The sequence below is a fragment of the Limimaricola sp. genome (assembly GCF_016125575.1).
Lineage (GTDB): Bacteria > Pseudomonadota > Alphaproteobacteria > Rhodobacterales > Rhodobacteraceae > WGLM01.
Genome location: NZ_WGLM01000002.1, coordinates 361,881 through 388,139, shown reverse-complemented (window position 1 = coordinate 388,139; position 26,259 = coordinate 361,881). Strand labels below are relative to the sequence as shown.

The window sequence follows — 26,259 nt, the reverse complement described above, 5'->3', positions numbered from 1 at the left end:
GGCTCACTCCTCCGTCAACTCTTGGTGGCGCGCGGCACGGCGCGAAACAGCATTCTCGTTGGCGCCGGTGATCGCGGCGACAAGGTCCTGCTGGCTGGTCTCGGCGGTGAAGGTGCCGTTGTTGCGGCCCAGACGCAGCACGACGATGCGGTCGGCCACCGCGCGCACGTCCTCCATGTTGTGCGAGATCAGGATCACCCCGTGGCCCCGGTCGCGCACCCGTTCGATGAGGTTGAGCACCTCGGCCGTCTGCGCCACGCCCAGCGCGGCGGTGGGTTCGTCCAGCATGATGATACTGGGATCTAGCAGCAGCGAGCGCGCGATGGCGACTGTCTGGCGCTGCCCGCCCGACAGCGAGGCGATGGGTTCGCGCACCGACGGGATGCGCGCGGCCAGTTCCTGCAGCAGGGTCCAGGCGCGGACCTCCATCTGCACTTCGTCCAGCCGCCAGGGATTGATCTCGTGACCCAGAAAAAGGTTGGCCACCACGTCAAGGTTCTCGCACAGCGCGAGGTCCTGAAACACGGTCGCGATGCCCAGTTCAAGGGCGGCCGCCGGGCTGGACAGGCTGACCGCCCGCCCGCGATATTCGATGGTGCCCGAGCTGGGCTGGTGCACGCCCGCCAGCACCTTGACCAGCGTCGACTTGCCCGCGCCGTTGTCGCCGACCAGCGCCACCACCTCGCCCGCGTGAATGTCGAGTTCGATGTCCGAAAGCGCGGTGACCGCCCCGAACTGCTTGGAAATGCCCTTCAGCCGCAGAAGAAGTTCGCCCTTCTGCCCGGCATGGGTCGTTGCCTGCGTCGTCATGGTGGTCCTCTCCCCCGCGTCAGTGCGTCCGGTGTCAGGCTGCGCCGCGACGATACGCGGCGCAGCCCCTTGGCCTCAGTTGGTGATGCCCAGTTCCTTGCAGCCGGCCGCATATTCGCCGGTGCAGACCTGGTCGGGCGTCTGGATGCCCTTGTCGAAGATCTCGGCCTTGATGTTCTTGCGCGTCACGACCGCCGGCACGAACAGTTGCGACGGCGTGTTGTAAAGCGTCGTCGTCGCTTCGGGCGTCTTGCCGTTCATCAGGTCCATCGCCACTTGCGCGGCGGCCGCGGCCACGATCTCGGAGGGTTTCGAGATGGTGTTGTACTGGTCGCCCGCGATGATCAGCTGCAGCGCCGCGATGGTCGCGTCGTTGCCGGTGACCGGCGGAACCGGGTTGACGCCGGCGGCCTTGAAGGCGGCAATCGCACCGCCGCCGGTGCCGTCATTTGCGGCCACCACGCCCTTGATCTGGTCGCCGAAGCGGGTGATCTGGCCCGCGGCCCATTCCTGCGCCTTGGGCGGCGCCCAGTCGGGCGTGTCGAACTCGGCCAGTGTCTTGTAGCCGGAATCTGCCAAGGCAGAGTGAACACCGTCGCGGATCAGCCCCGCCGCGGCATCGGTGGGCGAGCCGTTGATTTCCAGCACGCCTGAACCCGCCGGAACGCCGTTGGCCTTCAGCAGATCGACCAGCGAGGCAGCGATGGCGTGGCCAATCCCCTCGTTGTCGAAGGAGACGTAGAAATCGGCCGGGGTGTCGGGGATCGGGCGGTCATAGGCCACGACCTTGACGCCCTGCGAATGGGCGATCTGCACCAGCCCCGCGGCGGCGGCGGAATCGACCGGGTCAAGCACGATCACCTTGGCGCCCTGCGCGATGACCGAGTTGAACTGCTGCTGTTGCAGCGCCACGTCGGCATTGGCGTTCTGGTAGATCACCGTGCAATCGGCGCAAAGCTTGTCCATCGCGGCCTTGAAGCCCGGAAAGTCGTGCTGTTCGTAGCGGGTCGAGGCCTGGTCAGGCATCAGGAAGGCCACGGTGCCCGAAGTCTGGGCAAAGGCCGCGCCGCCCAGCAGGCTGGCCGCAAGCGCAAGCGCGCTGGTGGTTCTCAGGGTCGAAAATGTCATCGGTTTTCCTCCACGTGTGACCTCCGTCTGAATGCAGACCGGTGCACGCGCGGGTCACCGCGTGCAGGGCCGTTTACCGGCGCGGGGCAAAGCGGGGGCGTGCGGCGACAGGGCTGTCGCCGGGCCGGCCGCAAGGGGCCTTGCGCTGGGTCGAAATTGGGGGGGACGGGCGGGGGCTGGCCCGCCGGCCCAGTCAGTCGCGGTTCGGCTTTGTCATGTTCATTTCCTTCCGCATAGGCAGTCTCATTGCGCCGCCAGCGCCGAGATGTTGCCGATCAGCAGACGGCGGAACTCGGACGGGGTCATGCCCTTCTGGGCAAGGAACTGGCGGTTGAAATTCGAGATGTTGTTGAAGCCCGACGAAAAGCAGATGTCGGTGATCGAGCGCGCCTCGTCGCCCATCAGAAGCTGGCAGGCGAGGTTGATACGCAGGCGGTTGACATACTTGACCAGCGCCATGCCGGTATGGCGCCGAAAGCTGCGCGAGAAGGCGCTGGGGCTCAGCCCGGCGATGGCGGCCAGGTCTGCCTCGCCGAAGGGTTCGGTCAGGTTGGCGTTGATGAAGGCCAGCGCGGCGTTGATCCCCTCGGACATGAATCCCGACGGGTCGGGCAGGTAATCGGCGCTGGAGAGCGGCCGCGCGCCCTCGGCGCTGCACAGCCTGTCGATGATGGCCAGAAACAGCTCCAGCCGGCGCACGCCCCGCGCCGGGATCAGTTCGGCCAGCAGCGGGCCGACCTCGGCCGCCGTTTTGGGCGTGAACAGCACGCCGCGGCGGCTGGCCTCCATGATGCGCGCACAGGGTGCCATCTCGGGGAAAAGTGCTGTGGCCTTGGCGACGAACTCTTCGGTGAATTGCAACACCCGGTTGCGCAGGGGGATCTGCGCATCATCGGGCACGTCACTGACCCAGTTATGCGGCAGGTTGGGGCCGGTCAGCACAAGGTTGCCCGGCTCGAAGCTGCCGATGAAGTCGCCCACGAAGTAGCGCCCCGAGGTCTCGACGACGTGGTGAATCTCGTATTCGGGGTGAAAGTGCCAGCGCACGGTGTGGAACGGATAGCCGTGTTCCCACGCCTTGAACGATTCGCTGCGGCCGATCTGGACGACTTCCAGGTCAGGTTTCAACATGGCACATCCTCCCTTCCGGCTGCGCGGATCGCCCCGCTTGCGGCCTCCCTCCTCCCCGAGGGCGGTGCCTCTCAGGGCACCCTTTAGAATGAGGTTACGCCCCGATTCCGGGCCCCGCTACTACGGTTCCGGCATGGCACTGATACTTTCTTGACCTGAATCGGTCATTTTGGGTCACGATTTGCCGATTCCGCGTGAGGTGCCGTGCGCGCGACATCAGCCGCAAGCGATATGAAGATGGCCAGCTGCTGCTTGGGCGCAGGGGTGGCGCAATGCGGGATCGTCCCATTCGAGATCAGGAAATGATGCCGGGCAGATAGCTGACGGGGCGCGCAATTGATGTTTGCCGGGGCAGGACGTCACAAGACCGGCGGCGCGAAAAGTTGCGTAAGGGCCCAAGGAGGTCAACTTTTCTTACCAAAGTGTCTGGACTAACGGCCCCGGTCACCTATCATGCGGAGTTGATGTGTCGTGAAACCGGCGCATTGGATGGCGCGATCACCGTTTTCGATACGCCAGCTGAGGTCCGGGGCGCCCTGTCGGGGAGGCAGCCGTCTGGGGCCAATGTGTGCGGTACCAGTGTCGAGGGTGCTGGGACCCAATTCTGAAAGGGAGGATAAGATGACGGACAAGAATCAGAGAGTCTCGCGGCGCAGGTTTATCGGCGGTGCGGCTGTCGCCGGCGCGGCGACGCTCGCCATGCCGGAAGTGTCGCGCGCCGAAACGGCGACGCTCAAGATGCAGGGGTCGTGGGCCCCGGGCGACATCTTCAACGATTACGCGATGCAGCTTGTCGACACGATCAACGATCTGGGCGGCAGCCGCCTGAAGATCGATTACCTGACCGTCGGCGCGGTGGTGAAGACCAACGAAGTGCAGGACGCGGTGTCCAACGGCGTGCTCGATGCCGGCCACCTCGTGCCCGCCTACTGGTACGGCAAGAACCGTGCCGCGTCGCTGTTCGGCACCGGGCCCTGCTTCGGCTGGGATACCCATGGCGTGCTGGCCTGGTTCTACGGACCCGGCAAGGACCTTTACAAGGAACTGACCCAGGACATCCTCGGGCTGAACATCGTCGGCTGGTTCCACATGCCGCAGTCGCCCCAGCCGCTGGGCTGGTTCAACAAGGAGATCACCTCGATCGACGACATGCAGAACCTCAAGTACCGCACCGTGGGCCTTGCCGCCAACGTGATGCAGGAACTTGGCTGCAAGGTGACCCAGCTGCCCGGCGGCGAGATCGTGCCGGCGATGGAAAAGCACGTCATCGACGCCTTCGAGTACTCCAACCCGACCTCGGACTTCCGCTTCGGCGCGCCCGATGTGGCCAAGTACTACATGCTGAGCTCGTATCACCAGGCCAACGAATGCCTTGAATTCGAGATCAACAAAGACCGCTGGAACGGGCTCGCCCAGGAACAGCAGGCGATCATCAACCACTCGGTGCAGGCTGCCAACTCGACCAACCTGCAGCTCGCCTATTCGAGCTATGCCGACTACCTCCAGCAGATCAAGGAGGCCGGTGTCACCGTCAAGCGGACCCCGCAATCGGTGCTTTCGGCACAGCTGGACGCGTGGGACAAGGTTGCCGCGCAATACGGCCAGGATGCCTTCTTCCAGAAGGTCATCGACAGCCAGCGTGAGTTCGCCAAGAACCGGGCCTACTGCAACATCATGATGAACAACGATTTTGCATTGGCCTACACCCACTATTTCGGGGACGAGCAACCGCTCGAACTCTGAGGCATCTGCCGCGACAGCGACAGGGGCAGGACGGCGTTCGCGCCGTCCTGTTCGTGGCGACAATAAAGAAGTGTGAGGCGCGACCATGCTTTCTGCGATACGAACGATCGACCAGTTCAGCACGGCGATCGGCAAGGCCTTCGGGTGGTATATCCTGATCCTGACGCTGGGGACCTGCTATGAGGTTTTCGTCCGCTACGTGATGAACAACCCCACGGACTGGAACTACGACCTGTCGTACAACATGTACGGGGCGTCGTTCATCATGGCGGGCGCTTACACGCTTTCGCGCAACGCGCATGTGCGCGGCGACATCATCTACCGGCTTCTGTCAGAGCGGAAGCAGGCGACGATCGACCTGACGCTTTATGTCCTGTTCTTCTTTCCGGGCGTCTCCGCCCTGACCTTCGCCGGATGGAGCTATGCGGCCAAATCGTGGCGCTACCACGAGGTCAGCATCTACAGCCCGGTCGATATCCCGATCTTTCCGTTGAAAACGCTGATCCCCGTCGCGGGGGCGCTGTTGCTGCTGCAGGGCGCGGCCGAGGTGATGCGCTGCATCTACTGCCTGCGCACGGGCGGCTGGCCACAGCGCGCACAGGATGTCGAGGAAATGGAAACCGCCATCCTTCACGAGCGAGAATTCATGGCCACCCACGATGAAATTGAAATGGCCAAGGGCCATGCCGGGGAGAAAGCGTAATGGGCGGCGAACTCGGCCTTCTGATGATCGTCCTGTTCATTTTCGTGGTGCTGCTGGGTTTCCCGGTGGTGTTCACGCTGATGGGCATGGCAGTGGGCTTTGGCTATTTTGCCTATGCCACCCCGGACCAGTTCAGCCACTTGTTGAACAACCGCGTGTTCGACCTGTTGGTGCAGAACACGTTCAGCATTCTCAGTAACGACACGCTGACGGCGGTGCCGCTATTCCTGTTCATGGGATACGTGGTGGAGCGAGCCAACATCCTTGATCGGCTGTTCTACTCGATCCAGATCGCGGCGCGGCGCGTGCCCGGTTCGCTTGCCGTGGCGACGCTGGTGACCTGTGCACTTTTCGCGACGGCCACGGGCATCGTGGGCGCGGTGGTGACGCTGATGGGCCTGCTGGCCTTCCCGGCAATGCTGAAGGCGGGTTACGACACCAAGCTGGCGGCCGGCGTGGTCTGCGCTGGCGGGTGCCTTGGTATCATGATCCCGCCGTCGATCCTGCTGATCCTTTACGCCGCCACGGCAGGGGAATCCGTGGTCAAGCTTTATGCAGGCGCCTTTCTTCCCGGCTTTCTGCTGGCAGGACTTTACGTGATCTACGTGGTGGGCCGCGCGATCATCAACCCCAAGCTTGCGCCCAAGATGCCGGCCAGCGAGGTGACGCAATCCTACTTCAGCATCTTCCTTGCCCTGCTGACCTCGTTCTTCCCGCTGGCGCTGCTGATCCTGTCGGTGCTGGGCGCGATCCTCTTTGGCTTTGCCACCCCGACGGAGGCCGCCGCCGTTGGCGCATTCGGCAGCCTGCTCTTGGCCGCCGCCTATCGCGAACTGGATTTCACCCGGCTGAAAGAGGCGGTCTATCTGACCGCGCGCACCTCGGCGATGGTGACGTTCCTCTTCGTGGGCTCGTGGACCTTCGCGTCGGTCTTTGCCTATCTGGGCGGCCAAGGGCTGGTCGAAGAGCTGATCAAGGGCCTGCACATGAACCGGGTCGGGTTCCTGATCCTGACCCAGTCCATCATCTTCCTGCTGGGCTGGCCGTTGGAATGGACCGAGATCATTATCATCTTCGTGCCCATCTTCCTGCCGCTGCTGAAGTTCTTCGGGGTTGACCCGATCGTCTTCGGCATCCTCGTCGCGTTGAACATCCAGACCTCGTTCAACACGCCACCAATGGCCATGGCGGCCTACTACCTCAAGGGTGTCTCGCCACCGGAGGTCAAGCTGTCGGACATCTTCGCCGGTTCGCTGCCCTTCGTCTTCATGGTCTTCATCACCATGGCACTGATCTACATATACCCAGAGATCGTCTTGTGGCTGCCGAACACGCTCTACGCCAGATGACCGAGACAGAGATGACGACACTGGCCGCCACGCAGAAAGCCCTGCGTGACGGCCGGATCACCGCCACGGATGTGACGGAGGCCCACCTCAAGCGGATTGCCGAAGTGGACCCGGGCATAGAGGCATGGGCCTTTATCGACCCAGATCATGCGCTTCGGCAGGCGGGCAAGCTGGACAAGCTGCGCGCGCAGGGCCAACCGATCGGGCCGCTACATGGCGTGCCGGTCGGGGTGAAGGATATCTTCGACACCCGCGACATGCCGACCGAGGATGGCACGCCGCTCCATGCCGGGCGGCGGACGCTGGAAGACAGCACCGTGGTGCGGCTCTTGCGCGAAGCGGGCGCTGTCATCATGGGCAAGACGGTGACGACGGAACTTGCCACCTTTCAGCCCGGCAAGACCCATCATCCCGTCGACCCGTCGCGCACGCCGGGCGGATCGTCCAGCGGGTCGGCCGCGGCGGTGGCCAGCGGCATGGTGCCGCTTGCCGTCGGCTCGCAAACCAACGGATCGGTGATCCGGCCGGCGGCCTTCTGCGGTGTGGTCGGCTACAAACCAACGCGCGGGCTGATCTCGCGACGCGGGATGCTGTCGGTCTCGCGCACCCTTGATCAGGTCGGCGTCTTTGCCCCCACGGTGCGCGACGCGGCCCTGATCGCCGAGGTCCTGATGGATGCCGACCCCGGCGAAACCGCCGAACGCCTGCATGCCCGCTCCGATCTTCTGGCGACAGCCACATCCGTGCCACCGCTGCCACCACGGGTGGCCTTCGTGCGCAGCCCGCTTTGGGAGCAAGCCGGGGCCAGCACGCAAGAGGCATTCGCCGAGCTTGTCGATGAGTTGGGCGAGAGTGTGGGAACGGTCGAGCTGCCGCAGGTCTTTGCCGAGGCGGTAGAGCTGCATCGCCTGATCCAGGATCCGGAACTCGCCGTCAGCCTTGCCCCGGAATACGAGCGCGGCAAGGACCAGCTGAGCCCGCGGCTGCGCGCGATGATTGAAAGCGGGTCAGAGATTACGGCGGCCGCCCATATCCGGGCGCTGGCCAGAATCCCGGTGCTGACGCGCGCGCTGGACGCGATCTTTGACGAGTTCGACGCGATCCTCACCCCGGCCACCCCCGGCGAGGCGCCGGGGATCGAGACGACGGGCAGCCCCGTTTTCTGCACCACGTGGTCGCTTCTGGGAACGCCCGCACTGTCGCTGCCGCTGATGACCGGGCCGAACGGCCTGCCGTTGGGTGTGCAACTTGTCGGGAAAGTGGGCGACGATGCGCGGCTGCTGCGGACGGCCAACTGGTTGTGGAACCGCATCGCAACCGCCGCCTGACGGCGCGTCTGCTTCGAGTTTCAGTATATGGGGGGCGGCCAGCGGGCCGCCCTTTTCACGCCTGCGCGGCGTGTCAGTCCTTCTTGGCGTCGGCCAGCCGGACCGCGCGCGACGCGGCCGTGCGCATATCGTCGTAGAACGAATAAACCATCATCGCCAGCGAAAGAGCAACGATGATGCTGAGCGAGGGCGCACCGACCGACAGGGCGAAATAGCCGACGTAAACGATGGCACCGACCGCCCCAACGATATTGGCCAGAAGTTGCATTTCCTCATCCCTCCGTTGCCCGCACCGGCGATGCCGGACGTTGTCTTAGTTCACCACGCTGCAGCGCATTGCGCAAGCGGTCGATTGCCTGTCGCCGCCTGCTGCGCCGGCCTTTGTCAGATAGGCCGTTCAACCGTGCCGACCACGCCTTCCGTCCCGATTTTCGCCCCGATTTTCGCATGATCCGTCCGCCCGACAGGCTGATGCCGCTCGACGTCGAGCGCGCGCGCCTTCTCTCGCAGGGCAAATTTCTGGATTTTGCCGGTGGAAGTGCGCGGAACCGGGCCAAATACGAAAACGCCGGGCACCTTGTAATGGGCAAGATGATCACGGCACCACGCCCGCAGCGCAGCGGAGTCGGTGGTCTGCCCGTCGGCCAATTCGACGAAGGCGCAGGGGGTCTCGCCCCAGGTGGCGTGCGGCATGGCAACCACGGCCGCGACGGCCACTGCATCGTGCCGGTAAAGCACTTCTTCGACTTCGATGGACGAGATGTTTTCGCCACCCGAGATAATGACGTCCTTCGACCGGTCCTTAAGCTGAATATAGCCGTCAGGATGGACCACGCCGAGGTCACCGGAATGAAACCACCCTCCCTTGAAGGCCTCTTGCGTGGCCGCGGGATTGCGGAAATAGCCCTTCATCACGACGTTGCCGCGAAACATAACCTCGCCCATGGTCTGGCCGTCGTGCGGCACGGGCCGCATCGTCTCGGGGTCAAGCACGTCAAGCCCCTCCAGAGGCAGGTAACGCACGCCCTGCCGCGCCTTCAGCCGTGCCTGTTCGGCGGGTGGCAGACCTGACCAGTCGGGATGCCAGTCGTTGACCACCGCCGGGCCATAGGTTTCCGTCAGGCCATAAAGGTGGGTCACATCGAAGCCGGCCGTCTTCATGTCGGCCAACAGCTTTTCAGGTGGCGGCGCCGCGGCGGTAAAGAACTGCACCGGGCGCGGCAGGGCCCGCTTGATCGTGTCGGGAACAGAAATCATCAGCGACATGACGATCGGCGCACCGCAAAGATGGGTAACACCCTCGTCGGCCAGCGCCGCCCAGATCGGCTCGGCCCGGACCTGCCGCAGGCAGACATGGGTGCCCACGATGGCCGACAGCGTCCATGGAAAGCACCAGCCGTTGCAGTGGAACATCGGCAGCGTCCACAGGTAGACCGCGTGTTTGGCCATCGAGGCCGTCAGCGCATTTCCCTGCGCCAGCAGGTAGGCACCCCGGTGATGGGTCACCACGCCCTTGGGATCCCCTGTGGTGCCCGAGGTATAGCTGATCGCGATGGCGTCCCATTCATCCTCGGGCATCAGCCATGCAAAGTCCGGATCGCCCGTGGCAAGGAATGCCTCGTAATCGTCGTCCTGATGCGTGATGCGCGGACCGTCAAACTCCGGGTCGTCGTAGACGATGACGGCGGGCGGCGCCTTGCACAGGGCCAGCGCCTCTTGCAACAACGGCAGGAACTCGGCATCCACGATGACCAGCCGCGACATGGCGTGGTCAAGCTGGAAGGCGATAATCGCCGCGTCGAGCCGCGTGTTGATCGCGTGCAGCACGGCACCGCACATTGGCACACCGTAATGGCATTCCAGCATCGCCGGCGTGTTGGCGAGCAGAACCGACACCGTCTGCCCCCGCCCGATACCCGCCTGCGCCAGAGCCGAGCCCAATCGCCGCGCGCGCGCATAGAATTGGCCATACGTGCGCCGCATGGCACCATGGACGATCGCGACATGGTCGGGAAAGACCAGCGCCGCACGTTCAAGAAAGCCCAGCGGTGTCAGCGGCTGGTAGTTCGCGGGGTTACGGTCAAGACCGGTATTGAAGGGGTTCGCCATGGGTTAGGCATCCTGCCATTGCGGCGCGCGCTTGCCGATGAAGGCGCCGATGCCCTCTTCAGCATCATGCGCCAGCATGTTCTCGACCATCACGCGCGAGGCGTATGCATAAGCCTCGGCCAGCGGCAAATCCCGCTGTTCGTAAAAGGCGCGCTTGCCGGTCGCCAGTGTCATCGAGGATTTCGAGGCGATCTTGCGCGCGACGGCCATCACTTCTGCGCGCAGCTCATCGGGCGCAACGCACCGGTTGACGAGGCCGATTTCGGCAGCGCGTGCAGCGGGGGTCATGTCGCCCGTCAGCAGCATTTCCATCGCGTGCTTGGCCGCGACATTGCGGGACAAGGCGACCATCGGCGTCGAACAGAAAAGCCCGATATTCACGCCCGGGGTGCTGAATTGCGCCGTCTGGGCCGCAAATGCGAGGTCGCAACTGGCCACCAGCTGGCATCCCGCCGCCGTGGCAATGCCCGTCACCTCGGCGATAACCGGCTTGGGGCAGGAAACGATGCCCTGCATCACGCCCGAACATTGCGTCATCACCTTGGTGAAATAGGCCCTCCCGCGATCCGCCCCGGCGCGGCCCGCCGTCATCTCCTTGAGGTCATGTCCCGCACAGAAGGCCGGGCCGTTCGCGGCCAGCACGATGACGCGCACCTGCGGATCGGAGCCGGCCGCGGCAACGGCTTGGCCCAGCGCGGTCAGCATTGCCTCGGACAGCGCATTGCGCCGGCCCGGATCGTTCAAGGTCAGGCGGAGGATGCCGTCGGCATCGAGGTCGCGCAGCAGAATGCTCATGTCGGGGCCTTCGGAATGTGTTGATCGGGACGCTTTCGGTCAGCATGTCCCACGGCCACCGCCCCGGTCAGGGCGGTGGCAGCACTTGAATGAAACCGGGTGCCCGCAGCACCCGGTGCCTTCCCAAATCAGGCCGCGGCCAGCGACTTTCTCGGGTCGAAGAACGGACGTTCCACGATCGTCGCCGTGGTCGGTCCCGAGGGCAGCACAATCTCGACCTGCGCGCCGATCTGGGCATGCTCGACCGCGACCATGGCCAGCGCGATGTTCCGCTCAAGCCGGGGCGAGTAGACGGCAGACGTGACCTTGCCAATCTCGGCGCCGTCGCGGTTGATCGTCCAGAACGTCGTGTTCGGTCCCTTGAGCGGGTCGGTATCGATGATCAGCCCAACCTGCATCCGCGTCACGCCCTCGTCGCGGATGCGCTTGAGCGCCGCCTTGCCGATGAACTCGGCCTCGATATCGAGGTTGACCAACCGGTCGAGGCCAAGCTCGTAGGGGTTGGTGTGGATGTCCGCATCGGCGTGATAGGACAGCATCCCGCCTTCGATCCGCCGGATCGACGAGGTGTGCCCGGGCTTCAGCCCATATTCCATGCCCGCGGCCATGATCCGCTCCCACAGGGCATCGCCCTTGGAACCATCACGCAGGTAGATTTCGTAGCCCAGCTCGCTTGACCAGCCGGTGCGCGATACGATCAGCGGGATGCCGTCAAGCTCCAGCTCGCGCAGCCAGTAGTATTTCAGGCTCAGGATCTCGTCGCCGAAGAGGGCCTGCATGATCTGGCCGGACTTCGGCCCCTGAAGCTGCAGCGGGGATACGTCCGGCTCGCCGATCTGCACATCGAGGCCTGCATGCACGGCCACACCCTGCGCCCAAAGCAGGATGTCGCTGTCGGCCAGCGAGATCCAAAAATGGTTCTCGGCCAGCCGCAGCAGGATCGGGTCGTTCAGGATGCCGCCCTGGGCATTGGTGATCAGCACGTACTTGCACTGGCCGACCGCCATCTTCGACAGGTCGCGCGGCGTCAGCATCTGGACGAATTTCGCAGCATCGGGACCGGTGATTTCCACCTGACGCTCGACGGCCACGTCACACAGGATCGCGTCGTTCACGAGGTTCCAGAAGTTCTGCTCCGGATCGCCGAAATCACGCGGGATATACATATGATTGTAAACGGAAAATCCCTTGGCGCCCCAACGCACGGTGGCGTCGAAATAGGGCGATTTCCGGATCTGCGTGCCAAAGCCGAAGTCGTCTGCGTTCATCGTTTTTCGCCTTTGCTGTCGCCGGGCCTGCGCCACGGACGCGGGTTGAATGTGACGCTTGTCTAGTCGGTGAAGGCTGCGGGATGCGGTCCAAAAAACCGGCCTGCTGCGGTCCGCTCGGGCTGAAGTTGAGGCCGTTGTCAGACCGTTCGGTCGCGCGACACCGAACCGGCCAGTTTCGCGATGTTGGGCCGGCTTGCCTTGACCACCCGAGTCGCGATGTAGGTCATGTATCGGTCGACGCCGATCTCGGCATCCAGCATGTCCTGCATGAGGACCTGAAAGGCCGCCAAAGTCGGGCAAACGGTTTTCATCACGTAGTCCATGCCGCCGCCGGTGGCGACACACTCGGTGATCTCGTCGTGCCGCGCGACCCAGCTTTCGAACCGGTCGAAATCGGCCTTGCGGTGATATGTCAGCGACACTGTGACCATCACCTGTGTCAGGTCGCAGACCCGTTCAAGGGCGACATCGGCGTGATAACCGCGGATGTAGCCGGCCGCTTTCAGCCGGTCCAGTCGCGACCAGCACGGGGTGGCCGAGATGTTGACGATCTCGGACAATCGCGACTTGCTCAACTGCCCATGGCTTTGGACGGCACTCAGGATGCGGATGTCCGTTGCATCGAGACCCAGCTTTTTCAACTCGTCTTCACTTTCGTTGCTCGCCCGGACGCAAGGCGGGCACGGCACACAGGACAGAGAGTATTTCTAGCCGATTGCTGCGGATTTTCAGCCCGTTTTGCGACCCGACCTCCATCAGGAGCGGCACTTGCCGGCCACGCTCGTGCAGGACGGTGCTCGACGTTGAGAAGAGATCTGCGCTGACAGTGCCCCGGCGGCGCAGCGGATCAGTTGAAGGCGTTCAGCCGGTCGATCAGCGGGCCGAAGACCTTGGCGGGCGCATCGCGTCCGATGAAACAGTCGAGATGACCGAAGCCGTCGAAAACCTGCCGGGTGAAAAGGTGCGCATTTGCGGGCGTGCCTTTCTGCAGCCAGCGCTGGGTGCGCAGCGTGGTGTCCGGCGTGACAAGCTGATTGCGCGAACCGGAGATCAGGTGAACCGGAAACGTGAACCGCTCGGGATGCGCCATGTAGGTGGCGCTGCGCCCGCCCGCATCGACCGCGAGGCCCGCGCGCATCATCTTGCCCAGTTGCAGGAACGGGCGGGTCGCCACCGGTCCGGCCATCGCCCCGATCGCCTCGTGCGTGAACTGGTCAAGCTGGGCGTGAAGGTAGACCTGGCCGAACACGCCGAACACCCGGTGGCAGGTCGGGCTGTAGCAGGGCTCGCCCGCGGGGAAGGGCGCGCGCCACAGAAGGGTGTCGATGAGCAGGGCCAGGTCCTGCTCCTTCGTCCGTTTGCCCGCGGGCGGAACGGCACTGCACAGATCGAAGATCTCGCGCTTCTCGAACAGGTCACCCAGCAGGGGATTTCCCGTCAGCTGCGCGATCGCGACGCGCTCGGTCATGTCCAGCCCGCTTCGGATCAGTGCGGCGAGGTTGGTATCGGCCTTCAGCTCGTTGAACCAGCTGGTCACGGGATGCAGGCTGAACTGGCTGACGATCATCTGCCGGATGTCGCGCACATGGCCGCCCGCGACCGCCATCATCGCCGTCAGCCCGCCCAGGCAATGGGCCATGACCTGCACGTCCTTTACGTCGGGGCGCGCCTTCAGCACCGTATCGATGGCCCAGCCCCAGTCCACCTCGGCGATCTGGTCGATGGTGTAGTCGATGTTGACCTTGCCGTTCGTGCCCACGTTCTGCGGGCTGGCGCGATGGTCGAACACCCAGACGTCGTAACCTTCCTTCAGCAGGCTTTGCACGAAGGATGGTGCCTTCGAGGTGGGATTGATCAGGGCAAATCCCAGACCGCGGAATCCCAGCCCGTTGGCCACGATCACCGGCCCCTTCTTGCCCCCTTCAAAGCGGGTTAGCTGCATCGTCGCGCCCGCGACGGTTTCCGACAGGGGCTGCGCCTTGATCTCCGGGAAGCCGGGCAGCGTTCCGCCGTCGGGACGGGGCATCGCGCCAGCGGGCACGTTGCGGGCGGGATAGTTGTAGAGGTAGGCCGGCAGCCCGCCATAGGCCTCGAAGATCAGCGTGGCAAACAGCATGGGCGCGTCGATATCGGCAAGCGCGGCAAGGGCATTGGCCTGCGGCAGAAGGTTGCCCTGCGCATCGGTCCCATAGGTCTTCAACCCGAAGCGGGCCAGCCCGTTGAGAAAGTCGGAGGACCTGACGAGGGTCTTCAGCGAATGCCCCTCGATGGCCTCGATCACCTTGTTGAAAATGCCCATCTCGCCAAGCGCGCCGTTGAACGCGGCGCGAATAGTCTGGCTTTGCCGCACGAAGTCCTGCACGCCCAGTGTCAGCTGCCCGCGGGCCAGCGGCACCCCGGCGCTGCCCGAAGCATCGAAGATATCGACGTTCAGCGTCGTCAGGTCGGTCCACCAGTTGCTGCCCGGTCGGCGCTGCAACACCTTGTAGCCCGAAAACGTCAGGCCGTCGTGGAATTTACCGGCATAGGTCATCAGCCAGCGGTCCACCTCGGTGTCGTCCTGCCTGAGCAGCTCGAACGTGCCATCAGACAGGGTGTAGGTGCCCGCCGGCAGCCCCGGCAGAGTGCCGGCCACCACCAGCGATCCGCCCAACGCGGTAGGATGGCGTGGATCCTTCATCATGTCGTCGACATCCGGTGTCGAAACGACGAAAAGGGCCTCGATGGTCGCCCCTTCGACTGCGCCCTGCGCCGCGCCGATCCGGTAAGGATCGGAGACCGGGTGCGGCCTTTGGGGAAGCTGCGCCACCGCCCCTGACATGGTTTCGGAAAACGACAGGCCCGATGACAGTTCGCCCACGATCTCCTCGACCACGCCCAGCAGGGCCGCGGCGACATCATCGCTTGATGACGCGCCCCCGCCGGTCAGAACGCCCTGAATCTTGGTGACGTATCCTTTGAGGGTTTCAAAAGCGGGCAGGAAATCGTCTTTCATGTCCGCCGCCTTCTCGGCTTTGTTGATCAGGCCGAGTGCGATCGGCTGCTGCCAGCCGGAAACATGGTCTTTGACAAAGGTCCGGGCCGCGTCGAAGAGCTCGGTCTTGACCGTTCCGCCCCGCCCCAGCGCTATGCCCAGAATCGCCTGCCCCAGCCGCTCTGCTGCGTAATTCAGGGCCGTCTCGAGCGCCGCGAAGGGGGCCGGTTCAAGCGGTGTCAGATTTACCTTCGGCGAGGTCGACGCGGCCGGTTTGGGACTGGACGTGACCGGCCAGTTGCGCTTGGCAATCAGCCTGTCCATCGCCCGGATCGTCACCGCGCTGATCGTCAGCAGCGGGTTGACCCCCAGCGCCGAGGGGATCACCGCCCCGTCGCAGACCATCAGCCCGTCATAAACCTCGTCGCCCGTGCCGGTGAAGACGTGGCAATCGGCGTTGACGACACCGTCTTCGGCGCTGTCGGCCATGCGGCAGCCGCCGACCGGGTGGGTCGAGATGACCTTCCAGCCGAACGCCTCGTCCCACAGCGGGTTGGCCACGTAGTTGGCCCAGATCGTATCGCTGGCCTGCCGCAGGATGTCGTTGTCGCGCGGAAACGGAAACCGGCTGCCCACGCCCGGCCAGTCGACCCAGATACTGTCGGTCTGGGCGTTGAAGCACAGTTTGCCCCCGGCATCGTCATGCGACATCAGCAGGTAGGACTGCGTATTGGCGACCGCGCCGGTATAGGCGAGATCCGAGAGGTCCTTCATCCCCAGCAGGTCGTTGCCGAGGTTCTGAATGTCCTCCATCCGGCGCTGTGCGTCGGGAAAGCGCATCAGGTTGCTGTTCACCGCGTCCTGGATGAAGAAGATGCCCGGATAGATCAGCGACAATGGCCCGGGCGCGACGCCCTCCTCGATCAGGACGCCATCGCGCACCGCGTCGCCGGGCCCCATGTCGATGCGGATGGCGCCGGTGATGCAGGGCCCCGGCGCATATTGCGGCTGGTCGGGCGCGTTGACACCTGCGCCGATGCTGTAGATCGGGCTGGGGGCCTTGGCGGCATCCGTCTCGCGGTTGGCGTCAAAGCCGAAGCCCAGCACGTCGCCATTGCCGGAAAACCCAAGGCCCAGCGCGCCCGAGGCCAGCTTCAGCCCCGCCGCCTCGGACCGCTTGAGGATCTCGGTCGATCCCAGCGTGCCCGCCGCCAGCACGACAAGCTGCGCCTTCACGTCAAACCCGTCCTTGGCCGGCTGGCCGAAGGCGTTGATGCGGACCTCCCAGAGGCCGCCCTCCTGCGCCACCGTGAACACCTCGGCCTCGGTCACGATCTCGGCCCCGTTCGCGGCGGCAAAGGGCAGGTAATTCATCAGCGTGGTGTTCTTCGCGCCGTAATTGCAGCCCGAACAGCAATCGCCGCAATCGGTGCAGACTGGCTGGAAGTTGCCGAAATGGTTCTTGCCGTCAGCGAAAGTCACGTTGATCGGCGGCCGCTCGAACGGATACCCAAGCTCGTCGGCGGCCTTCTTCAGCGCCTCGATCTTGGGAAAGGTCTTGCTGGCCGGCAATGGCTGCGCCCCCAGCCCCGCGATGGCCTCGGCATATTCGGCCGCCAGCGGCGTGGCGATGGGCGTGCCGTCGGCGGCGACGCGAAACGCCTTGGGCCACAGATGGCGTTCCTTGCCGTCCGGGCCGGTTTCGGTCTGGGTGAACACGCCCTCGACCGGGCTGATCGAGACATTGGCGTTGATCAGCGAGGTGCCGCCAAGGCCGCAGCCGACGACAACGCTCATGTCCTTGTTGATGCGCAGGTCGAGCATGCCGTTCACGCGGGTCAACCGGCCCGCCTGCGCGGTGGTGATCTGGGTTTCCTGCTGCGCCTCGGCCAGCGTGCGGGGATAATCGCCGGGCAGGATCTCGCGGCCCCGCTCCAGCAGCAGCACCTTGCGCCCGGCCAGCGCCAGCTTGGCCGCTGAAATCGCCCCGCCATAGCCCGAGCCCACCACGATCGCATCGAAGACCTGGCCCAGATCCGGCCCCGACGACCGATCCTTGAGGATCGCGGGCAGGCTCGTGGAAATCCGGGTGATGCTGAACCTCACGAAAGCCTCCGCTGCGAGACATAGGCGCTTTCGGCGCGCTCTGCGTTGGACAAGTACATGTCCTGCTTGATCTGGATGTCGGTCTCGACATTGCGGCGAAACCGCTCCCACGCGGTCGCGTTGGCCGTGACCGCCTTTTGCAGCTTCTGAACCATCGGGTTTGTGGCATCGGGCGTCGGGTCGGCCGAGACGACCGCCGGTTCCGTCAAGCTGCCTCCGCCGCCGACCGAGAAAAGCCGCAGCATGGCGGTGTTCAGGTCGTCGTCCACGAAGACCAGCGCGGCACCCTCCACGGTATCGACCTGCGAGGTGTCCACCACCCAGCCGCCGGTATTGTAGACCGAGACCGGCCGCGCAAAGCCCGGCACGACAACGCGGTCGGCAAAGGGCTTGTGCGTATGGCCGAAGACGAAGGTGGTCTGCGCCGTCAGGTCTTGCATCTTCAACTCGTCGCGCATCTGCCCGGCCACGACCTGCGCGAGGTAATCGACCAGCCCCGCGCGCGAGGATGGCGTCAGGTGGTCGCCGTAACTGTAGCGTTCGAGTTGCGAATAGGCGCCGACGAAGGCATCGATCATCGCGTCGCTGGCATAGCCCAGTGCCCGCGCGATGCCCTTGGAATGCGGCAACGGCAACAGCTTCCGCAACTGCGCCTGCAGCACGGCGCCAAGGTGCAGTTGCAGCGCATGCGCGCCCCCGCCCGTAACCATCAGCCGTTCGGCGAGCGACGCCGCCTGCCCCACCGCGCCGGCATCGCCCAGCGTCGACCACGCGAAGTCGATCCAGCTGCCATTGGCCGCCTCGAGGTTCTCGGCCGTCATCACCGGCATCGGCTCGCCCGTCATCATCGACAGGATCCGCGTCATCAGCCGGTAGGCCCCTTCGATGAAGTGGCCGTGGTGCAGCACCAGCGCCCGCGGGACGTCCCCGGCCTGCGCTGCGGGCCGCGCCACCCCCATGTTGGGATAGTAGGTGGCGACCTCTCCGGCATGTCCGGCATCGCGCAGGATCCGGTTGAGAATCCCCGTCGTCCCGACCGCGCCGGGCGACGCGAAGGTGGGCGAGGTATGGGCCCAGAACGCCGGATCACCGGGCGACAGGCCCGGATTGGCCGTGGCGCCAAAACGGTCGGCCGTCCACATTTCATGGTCGTGGTTACCCGGCAAATAGGCAACCTTGCCGAAGGCGCTGCCGATTCGCATTTCCTGCAGAAAGGCGGTCAGAATCCGTGCGCTTTCGTCCGGCGGTGAAAATGACAGGTCAAGGATATCCCCAAGTAGCACCAGATCGGGTTTCTCGTGCAGGTCCAGGCTGGACAGCGTAACCGCCAATGCATCGCGAAATGCCTGCGTCGTCACGCTGACCATATGTGGCAGGACCCGGAACGTCTGCGCTTCGAGAACCGTCAACAGGCTTTCCGGGGCGCCGGCATGGATGTCCGAAAGAATGACCTTGAAGGCGATTGGACATTCTCCCGAATGGCAGGGTGATCAAGGACTTGACTGAGGGTAAAGCTAACCTAGGGTTACCAACCGATCAACCAGGCAATCCCTGCCATCGGGTCGTGCGCCATTCACAATTGCATTGGCACCACCCGGATGCGGATATTCGCCCGTCGTTGCATTGCGTCTGACCTCGAGATCCATCGGGGCAGTCATTTCTGTCGAGACCCGGCCAATGCTCTATGTCGACACGAATTTGCGGGGCGAAAAACGCTGGGTCGCGGCGCTGATGGTCGATCTTGTCGGATCGACGGAATTGGCCGAAAGGCTGGGTCCCGAAGCAACGTTTCTGCTGATGCAGGACCTGATGCGCGACGCCGTCGAAACGATCAATTCCTTCGGCGGCTATTACGTCGAATATGCCGGCGACAGCGTTTTCGCGATCTTCGGCGCGCCGGTGGCTATCGAGAATGCCACGCTCAACGCCTGCCGGGCGGCACTGGCGCTGCAGGCGGGTCTTGCCGCGAAACAAGCCGACCTCGAGGCGCGCTACGGTGCGACACCGCGGCTGCGGGTCGGCATTTCCAGCGGCGAGGTGATGGTCGCAGCACTTAGCATGGGCGACAGCAACCGCCTGAATGCCCTGGGCAGCGCCGTCAACATCGCCTCGCGCATCCAGTCGCTCGCCCCGCCGGGCGAGGTCTATTGCTCGGCGCAGGTGAAGCAAGAAATCGAAGGCTATGGCGAGGTCGAGAGCGTCGGCGCGCATGACCTCAAGGGCATTGCCGAGGCGCAGGAAATCTATCGCCTCGTCGCGCTGCACGACCAGCGCAGTTCGCTTGATGCGCGGATCGCGCGCGGCTCGGGCGGCTGCGTCGGGCGGGCCGAGCAGATCGACCGGATCGAGGCATGGCTGCTGGCGCCTGCCGCCGACGCGCCGGTCCTGACCGTGATCGGCCCACCGGGGATCGGGAAATCGCGCCTTGTGCGGGAAACGCTCGACCGCTTGCCGCAGGGGCTGCGCGTCAGCGTCGCCTATTGCGGCCCATCAGACGTGCAATCGTCGCTGCGGCCGCTGATCGCCCTGCTGCGCGACGCCGCCCGGCTGGACGGTGCACAGGAAAGCGCCCAGATCGCCGGTTGGCTGGGGGGGCTGCTTGGCGCGGGCCAGACGCCCAGCCAACAGCTTGTCGACCTGATCGGGCGGTTTCAGCGCGCCACGCCCGATCACGACGCCCCCGACCTGACCAGCGCGATCGACATCCGCCGCCAGATCCGCGACGCGTTGCGCAACCTTGCCGCCGATCCCGCGCGGCGGCTGGTCATCGAGGATGCGCACTGGCTCGACAGCCTCAGCCGCGACCTGCTGCAAGAGGTGATGGCGGATCCCGCCTCGGGCGCGCGCCTGCTGATCTCCAGCCGCGAGCCCGTGGACATCGCGAGCCCCGGCGGACCGGGCACGCTGCTGCAACTGACCCCGCTGACCGAGGACGACATCGCCGCCCTCATCGCCTCGACCTTTCCCGGTGTCGCGGCCCCCGACGCGCTGAAGCGGCAGATCTTCGAGAAATCAGAGGGCAATCCGCTTTTCGCCGAGGAGCTGATGCGCCATGTCCTGCCGGACCCCGCGCGCGGCGGCGAGATGACGCTGCCGTCCGGCCTGCGCATCGGGTCGATCCAGCACCTTGTCTTCAGCCGCTTCGACGCGCTTGGCGACGCGGAGAAGGTGGCGCTCAAGCAGGCGGCCTTCGTGGGGCGCCTGATCAAGGACGGCTATATCCGCCTGATCGTCAGCGATGCAGACGAGGCGACGCGGGTTCTTGAACTGGCCTCGCAGCATGGGCTGGTCGAGCCTGTCGCGGGCACACGGCACTGGCGCTTTTCGCATGTGCTGGTCCAGGAAGCGATCATCGACAGCGTTCCCGATAGCGAGGCGCGCCGACTGCACGCGCGCGCGGCCGAGATCCTTCTTGACGTCGAGGCCGATGCCGGAACAGAGCGGGCCGCCGACATCGCCCGCCACTACGACAGGGCAGGGCTGCGCGGCAAGGCGGTGACCTTCTACGTCAAGGGGGCCGAGGCGGCCTGGCAGGTCTACGCGCTGGATGTCTGCATCGCCCATCTCGAACGGATCGACCAGTTGCTGGAGCAGGCCGAGGCCGACATCGACGACACGACACTGGCTAATTTCCTGATCACCTATGCCCGCGTTCTGGACGTTGTCGGCAACTGGACGAGACTGTCCGACGTGGTGGACCGGCACCTGCCCCGGCTGAAGGCCATGGCCAGCCGCACGCCCCTCATCATCTGCCTGACCCTGCGCGCCAAGGCCGCCAACCAGTGCTCGCGCGACAACGAATCGCTGCAGATGATCGACGAGGCGATCGAGATCGCACGGGAAACCGGCGACGACCGGAACCTTGCAATCGTCAAGATCGTGAAGATGGACATCCTCAACGACGTGCTGGGCGGCACGCTGGACGAGGTTGCTGGGCTTTTCAAGGAAACCCGGTCCTATGTCGAAGCGGGCATGGATCCGCACCTCGACCAGCTGCGCATCTACGAAATGGCCGCCTATTACCGCCAGCAGGGCGACCTGCACGGCGCGAACGCGATGGCGGCCGAGTTGCAGCACTACGCCGAAACCCATAACGACAGCCGCGCCCATGCCTTTGCCGGCTGGGTCAAGTCCTCGATCTGCGCGATGGTCGAGGATCACGAGGGCGCGATGGTCCATGCGACCGAGGGCATGAAACATTCGCTGCCGGGCACGATGGATTACACCACCTCGCTAGTCTTTCTGCTGGGCGCGCGCCTGATGACCGGCGACGAGACGATCGAGAATGCCAGCCTCGAACAGCTGTCGGACGAACGGCGGGCGCGCGGCGACATGACAATGGCCGTCATCGCCGCCTTCTATTCCTCTGCCCTCTATTTCAAGCGGGGCAAGGTGCGCGCCGGGCTGGACATGCTGGCGCGGACCGAGACGATGGTGCGCGCCGGGGCCGAACGCGGCCTTTACCAGCAATTCTACATCAAGAAGGCCGAACTGATGCTGACCATCGCGGGCCTTCTGCCCAGCCCGTTCGATCCGCCGAAAATGGCGCTGGCGGAGATGCCCGCCGCGGTGAAACTGCGCCTGCGCGCACGCACCATCGCGGAAGAGACCTATCGCCACCTGACCGACACGCTGATCATCCCCGAAGGTTTCCAGCGGGCCCGGATCGAGATGGGCATGGGCCTGATCGCCCGCGCGCGCCGCGACAGGCCGCAGGCGCAAAGCCTTTTCGCCTCGGCGCTGCGCCAGTTCGAGGCGCAGGAGGTTCCCCATTTCGCCGCGATGACCCAAGGCTTCATGCGCTGAGGACGCTGCCATGGGCGGCGTAGCCCGCCGTTCACCCGGCCCACCCTCGAAGTTGCGCCAAGGGGCCGGCAAATGCGTTCAAGTTGTTGTAGATATGTGATCGACGTGTAGGGTATCGCTGACATTCATGCCGCGGTTTCAAAACGAAATATGATCATGCATTGGTCTGAAATCGCTGGCTACGTCGCCTCGGCACTGGTTTTCATCACCTTCTCGATGAAGACGATCGTTCCGCTGCGGATGGTTGCCATCTTCTCGAACGTCGCCTTCATCGTCTATGCCGCCGGCGCTGGGCTGGTGCCGATCCTGGTGCTTCATGCCACGCTTCTGCCGTTGAACGTTTTCAGGACATGGCAGCATGTCGAGACCTTCCGCCGCATCCGCAGGGCCGCGGAGGGCCGCGCGGATGTCGATGTGCTGGTGCCCTTCATGACACGGCGCGCCGTTCCCGGGGGCACGCAACTCTTTCACAAGGGCGACCGCGCCGAACACCTGTACCTGTTGTCGAAGGGGCGGATCCTGTTGACCGAGATCGGCAAGGAGTTGCAGGCGGGCGCCCTTTTCGGCGAGGTCGGCATGTTCGCCGATGACGGGCTGCGGACCACCTCGGCGGTCTGTGTGGACGACTGCGAGTTGCTGGTGATCGACCGCGACCGCATCATCGAACTTTATCACCGCGATTCTGCGTTCGGCTATTACCTGACCCGGCTGATCGCCAATCGCATGGGCGACAACATCGAGCAGATGGCAGGTGGGCGTGGCCCCTAGAAGCGGCATCCAGCCCACGGTCGGACGGGCCAGTGCCGCGCCCGCGCCGGACCCGGCAGGCCATGCGCCGCTGGCCGCGGCGCGCGCCCTGTCCGCCGGCCTGATCGCGGGCCTCGTGATGGCGCTGTCGGCTCTGTCCTTCTCGGCGTTGATCTTTTCCGGGCCGCTCGCGCCCTTCCGGGGCGAGGCGAACGGGCTTGTCCTTTATGGCGCGCTGGCTTTCGCCCTGCTGGGGGCCGTCTTTGCCCGGCACGGCGGCGCGATGTGGCAAAGCCAAAGCGTGGCAGCCGTGGCGCTGGCGGCGGGGGCGCAGGCGCTGGCGGCGCGAATGCCCGAGGCCGCACCGGCCCCCCTGTTTGCGACCGTGCTGGCCCTGGTCGTAGTTTCGACTCTGTCCTCCGGTCTGCTGTTGCTGGCCTTCGGGGGCTGCCGGCTGGGCAACCTCGCCCGTTTCATTCCCCACCCCGTGCTGGGCGGCTTTCTGGCCGCCACGGCGGCACTGCTGATCCTCAAGGGGATCGTGCTGGCCGCCGGCCCCGCGGGCGCAAGCGCCGCGCCGTCCGACCTGCTGAAGCTTGACGCGGTGCGCGGCTGGTCAGGCCCCTTTGCTCTGGCCGTCATTGCAGCATGGTTTAGCGCAAGCCGCCGTTTTCGCATGGCATTACCGGTCGCGCTGGCCCTTTACGGCGGATTGGCGGCTCTCGGTCACGCGCAGGCCATCCCCCCGGCCGGGTCCGGTGGGCCGACCGGCGCAGCGGTTCCTGCCGCCCTGCGGCTGGCTACGTTGCCCGGACTGGTCGATGCCGACGCGCTGCTTGGCGCAGCACCAGTTGTCGCCACCGTCGCGCTGCTTGTCCTTTTCGCCGCGATCCTGAACATCGCGGGACTGGAGGCGGGCAGCGACCAGGCCGCGGGCATCAACCTCGACCGCGAGCTGCGCCGCGCCGGGTTTGCCAATGTCGTGGCAGGCCTTGTCGGCGGCTTGCCGGGCTTTCATTCGCCCAGCCTGTCCCACCTTGTCGGCGGCATCGTCGAGCGTCCGGGGCGCCTTGCCGGGCTGGGCGCGGCGGGCAGTGTCGCGCTGGTACTGCTGGCGGGCAACGGGCTGATCTCGCTGCTGCCCCGCGGCATCTTCGGCCTGATCCTGATCTATGTCGGCGCGGGCATGGCGCATCGCTGGCTGTGGCAAAGCCTGCGCCGCTGGCCCGCCCGCGATTGCGCCACGATCCTGCTGATCCTTGCCGCCACGCTGGCCTTCGGCTTCGTGACGGCCATCGGCGTGGGCTTCGTGCTGGCCATGCTGCAATTCGTCATCGCCTATGCGCGCGTCGATGTCCTGCGCAGCGCCTTCACGGGGCGCGAGCGGCCCTCGTCCACCGAACGGCCCCCGGCGGTGCGCCGGTTGCTTGCCGCGCATGGCGCGGAGACGCTGATCTTCGAGCTTCAGGGCTATCTGTTCTTCGGCTCCACCCAGCGCCTGTCCGAGCGGCTCTCGGCGCAGATCGCCGCCGCCGATCCGCGGCCGCGCTGGATTGTCCTGTGCCTCAGGCGGGTGACCGGCATGGACATCTCGACCGCCCTGATGCTGGCGCGCGCCGCCCGCGCCGCGCGGCGGATCGGGGCGGACCTTGTCTTTACCGATCTCTCGCCCGCCATCGCGCGCGAATTGCGCCGGGCCACAGCGCTGGAAACGGCACGCCTCTTCGACACGCTCGACGATGCGTTGGTCTGGCTGGAAGAGCAGCGGCTGGCCGACGCATCCCCCGGCGATCACGCCGCCGGGGCCTTTGCAACGATCCTTGATCAGGCCCAGCAATTGCCCGGCGGCCCCGTCTTCGCGACGCGCAGGATCGCCGCCGGCAGCGTCGTGCTGACCGAGGGCGAACCGGCCGAGTCGATGCTTTATCTTGCCGAGGGCCAGATGACGGCCACGCGCGCCGCCGATGCCAACGCCGAATCCGGCCGGTCGTTCCGCGTCGCGCGCTTCCTGCCGGGCACGATCATCGGCGAGATCGGGTTTCTGACCAACGGTTTGCGCACCGCCACCATCACCGCCGACACCGATGGCGAGGTCGTCGTCATCACCCGGCCCGCGCTGGACCAGCTGATGCGCATCGCCCCCGACCTGGGCCAGGCGCTGCAAGCGGCACTTCTGACGCTGCTGGCCGAACGGCTGCAACGGACCACCGCGCTGGCGCAGGCGCTGCGATAGCTGCATTTCCGGCCCGGCCCCTGCCCTCGGGCACAATCGCTGATTGTGCCTGAAGCCCGGTTCGCGATAGGCTTCGCCGGGGGCCCTCTTCATGAATTGCGAACACCATGATCCAAGGCGGTGAAATGCCGGCACTGTTGAATATCGCCGGGTTGCTTGGCGTTGTTCTCTACATCGGATCATATGCAGCGCTTCAGTTCGGCCTCGTGCGCGGCAACGGGTTTACCTACGCCACAGCGAACCTGCTGGCCGCCGCGCTGGTTCTTGTCTCGCTTGTCGGTGCGTTCAACCTGTCCTCGGCGATCATCCAGACGGTGTGGATCGTCATCAGCCTGACCGGCATCCTGCGCATGGTCATCCTGGAACGCACCACGCGCCTGACGCCGGAAGAACAGGCGTTCATCGCGTCGAAGTTCCCCGGCATGGCCCGGCCCGCGGCGCGCAGGTTTCTCGACGCGGGCGGATGGTTCGAGGCCGCGGCGGGCACCGACCTTGCAACCGAGGGCCAAAGCCTAGGCGCGCTGATCTACCTTGCCCAAGGAGAGGCCGATGTCAGCCTGCGCGGCCGACGCATAGGCGCTTGCGGGCCCGGAAATTTCATCGGCGAGATGACCTGTTTCAGCGGCGGCGAGGCGACCGCCACGATCGGCCTGCTGACGCCTGCGCGCTATTTCATGATCCGCTCGGAAGCGCTGCAAAAGCTGTGCCAGCGCGACGCAGAGCTTCGCCATGCCATCGAACATGCCGTCGCGGGCGATACCCGGACCAAGCTGGTCGCTGCCAACGCGCAACTGCACGACACCGCGATGCCGGGCAGCTGAACTGGAACGGTTGCGCCGTCCTGCAATCCCGCCTTTCCCTGCCCCCTGACGGTCACGTCGGCGTGAAATCCTGCCTGCTGGCACGGACCATGTCGGCAAGCCAACATTTCTACAACAATCGTAGGCAAGGCTTGGCGGGCAATGACACGCGCAAGCTGGAACTGACATGAACACTCCAACGGCCGGACACGGCCATGACGGCGGT

18 protein-coding genes are annotated in these 26,259 nt (G+C 65.1%); 8 read left to right on the top strand and 10 right to left on the bottom strand.

Annotated elements, in window-relative coordinates:
• Positions 1–3: 3 nt before the first annotated feature.
• The 3 genes from GC146_RS03320 to GC146_RS03310 form a co-directional block, all read right to left on the bottom strand.
• Entirely contained in the window at positions 4–810 is an 807-nt protein-coding gene (locus tag GC146_RS03320; RefSeq protein WP_291834297.1) for an ATP-binding cassette domain-containing protein, read from the bottom strand.
• Positions 811–885: 75 nt separating this feature from the next.
• Positions 886–1,938 (bottom strand): sugar ABC transporter substrate-binding protein, encoded by a 1,053-nt coding sequence (locus GC146_RS03315; RefSeq protein ID WP_291834296.1) that lies wholly within the window; start codon positions 1,936–1,938, stop codon positions 886–888.
• 243 nt (positions 1,939–2,181) lie between these two features.
• Positions 2,182–3,069, bottom strand: a complete 888-nt coding sequence (locus tag GC146_RS03310) for an AraC family transcriptional regulator (protein WP_291834295.1) — start codon at positions 3,067–3,069, stop codon at positions 2,182–2,184.
• Positions 3,070–3,690: 621 nt separating this feature from the next.
• Between GC146_RS03310 and GC146_RS03305 the strand changes: the two genes are divergently transcribed.
• The 4 genes from GC146_RS03305 to GC146_RS03290 all read left to right on the top strand — a co-directional run bounded on the left by GC146_RS03305 (position 3,691) and on the right by GC146_RS03290 (position 8,192).
• On the top strand, positions 3,691–4,812 hold the full coding sequence (locus GC146_RS03305) for a TRAP transporter substrate-binding protein (RefSeq protein ID WP_291834294.1): 1,122 nt from the start codon (positions 3,691–3,693) through the stop codon (positions 4,810–4,812).
• An 85-nt stretch (positions 4,813–4,897) separates the two neighbouring features.
• Complete coding sequence (locus tag GC146_RS03300; protein ID WP_291834293.1) at positions 4,898–5,515, top strand: TRAP transporter small permease subunit; 618 nt, start codon at positions 4,898–4,900, stop codon at positions 5,513–5,515.
• Positions 5,515–6,864 (top strand): TRAP transporter large permease subunit, encoded by a 1,350-nt coding sequence (locus GC146_RS03295; protein ID WP_291834291.1) that lies wholly within the window; start codon positions 5,515–5,517, stop codon positions 6,862–6,864. Before GC146_RS03300 ends, GC146_RS03295 begins: the two co-directional genes overlap by 1 nt.
• On the top strand, positions 6,861–8,192 hold the full coding sequence (locus GC146_RS03290; protein ID WP_291834289.1) for an amidase: 1,332 nt from the start codon (positions 6,861–6,863) through the stop codon (positions 8,190–8,192). The genes GC146_RS03295 and GC146_RS03290 overlap by 4 nt, the downstream gene beginning before the upstream one ends.
• A 73-nt stretch (positions 8,193–8,265) precedes the next feature.
• On the opposite strand, the gene GC146_RS03285 is transcribed toward GC146_RS03290, so the two are convergent.
• From GC146_RS03285 to GC146_RS03255, 7 genes are all read right to left on the bottom strand, one after another.
• Entirely contained in the window at positions 8,266–8,460 is a 195-nt protein-coding gene (locus tag GC146_RS03285) for a hypothetical protein (RefSeq protein ID WP_291834287.1), read from the bottom strand.
• A gap of 116 nt (positions 8,461–8,576) precedes the next feature.
• Positions 8,577–10,301: an acyl-CoA synthetase gene (locus GC146_RS03280; protein ID WP_291834285.1), complete on the bottom strand. Its 1,725-nt coding sequence runs from the start codon at positions 10,299–10,301 to the stop codon at positions 8,577–8,579.
• A 3-nt stretch (positions 10,302–10,304) separates the two neighbouring features.
• Entirely contained in the window at positions 10,305–11,096 is a 792-nt protein-coding gene (locus GC146_RS03275) for an enoyl-CoA hydratase (protein ID WP_291834284.1), read from the bottom strand.
• A gap of 128 nt (positions 11,097–11,224) precedes the next feature.
• Positions 11,225–12,364: a glycine cleavage T C-terminal barrel domain-containing protein gene (locus GC146_RS03270; RefSeq protein ID WP_291834282.1), complete on the bottom strand. Its 1,140-nt coding sequence runs from the start codon at positions 12,362–12,364 to the stop codon at positions 11,225–11,227.
• Between the two features lie 140 nt (positions 12,365–12,504).
• Entirely contained in the window at positions 12,505–13,008 is a 504-nt protein-coding gene (locus tag GC146_RS03265) for an Lrp/AsnC family transcriptional regulator (protein ID WP_291834280.1), read from the bottom strand.
• 206 nt (positions 13,009–13,214) lie between these two features.
• Positions 13,215–17,447: a GMC oxidoreductase gene (locus tag GC146_RS03260; protein ID WP_291834278.1), complete on the bottom strand. Its 4,233-nt coding sequence runs from the start codon at positions 17,445–17,447 to the stop codon at positions 13,215–13,217.
• On the bottom strand, positions 17,444–18,883 hold the full coding sequence (locus GC146_RS03255; protein WP_291835725.1) for a metallophosphoesterase: 1,440 nt from the start codon (positions 18,881–18,883) through the stop codon (positions 17,444–17,446). The genes GC146_RS03260 and GC146_RS03255 overlap by 4 nt, the downstream gene beginning before the upstream one ends.
• 241 nt (positions 18,884–19,124) lie before the next feature.
• On the opposite strand from GC146_RS03255, the gene GC146_RS03250 reads away from it, so the two are divergent.
• The 4 genes from GC146_RS03250 to GC146_RS03235 all read left to right on the top strand — a co-directional run bounded on the left by GC146_RS03250 (position 19,125) and on the right by GC146_RS03235 (position 26,054).
• Positions 19,125–22,253 carry an adenylate/guanylate cyclase domain-containing protein gene (locus GC146_RS03250; protein WP_291834276.1) on the top strand — a complete coding sequence of 1,043 codons (3,129 nt, stop codon included), beginning with the start codon at positions 19,125–19,127 and terminating at the stop codon, positions 22,251–22,253.
• Between the two features lie 156 nt (positions 22,254–22,409).
• Positions 22,410–23,021, top strand: coding sequence for a cyclic nucleotide-binding domain-containing protein (locus tag GC146_RS03245; protein ID WP_291834274.1), 612 nt, complete (start codon positions 22,410–22,412; stop codon positions 23,019–23,021).
• The gene (locus GC146_RS03240) at positions 23,011–25,233 is read left to right on the top strand and encodes a cyclic nucleotide-binding domain-containing protein (protein WP_291834272.1); all 2,223 of its coding nucleotides are present in this window, start codon (positions 23,011–23,013) and stop codon (positions 25,231–25,233) included. The genes GC146_RS03245 and GC146_RS03240 overlap by 11 nt, the downstream gene beginning before the upstream one ends.
• A 125-nt stretch (positions 25,234–25,358) precedes the next feature.
• A complete protein-coding gene (locus tag GC146_RS03235) occupies positions 25,359–26,054 on the top strand; it encodes a cyclic nucleotide-binding domain-containing protein (RefSeq protein WP_291834271.1) in 696 nt (231 codons plus the stop codon).
• Positions 26,055–26,259: the final 205 nt, after the last annotated feature.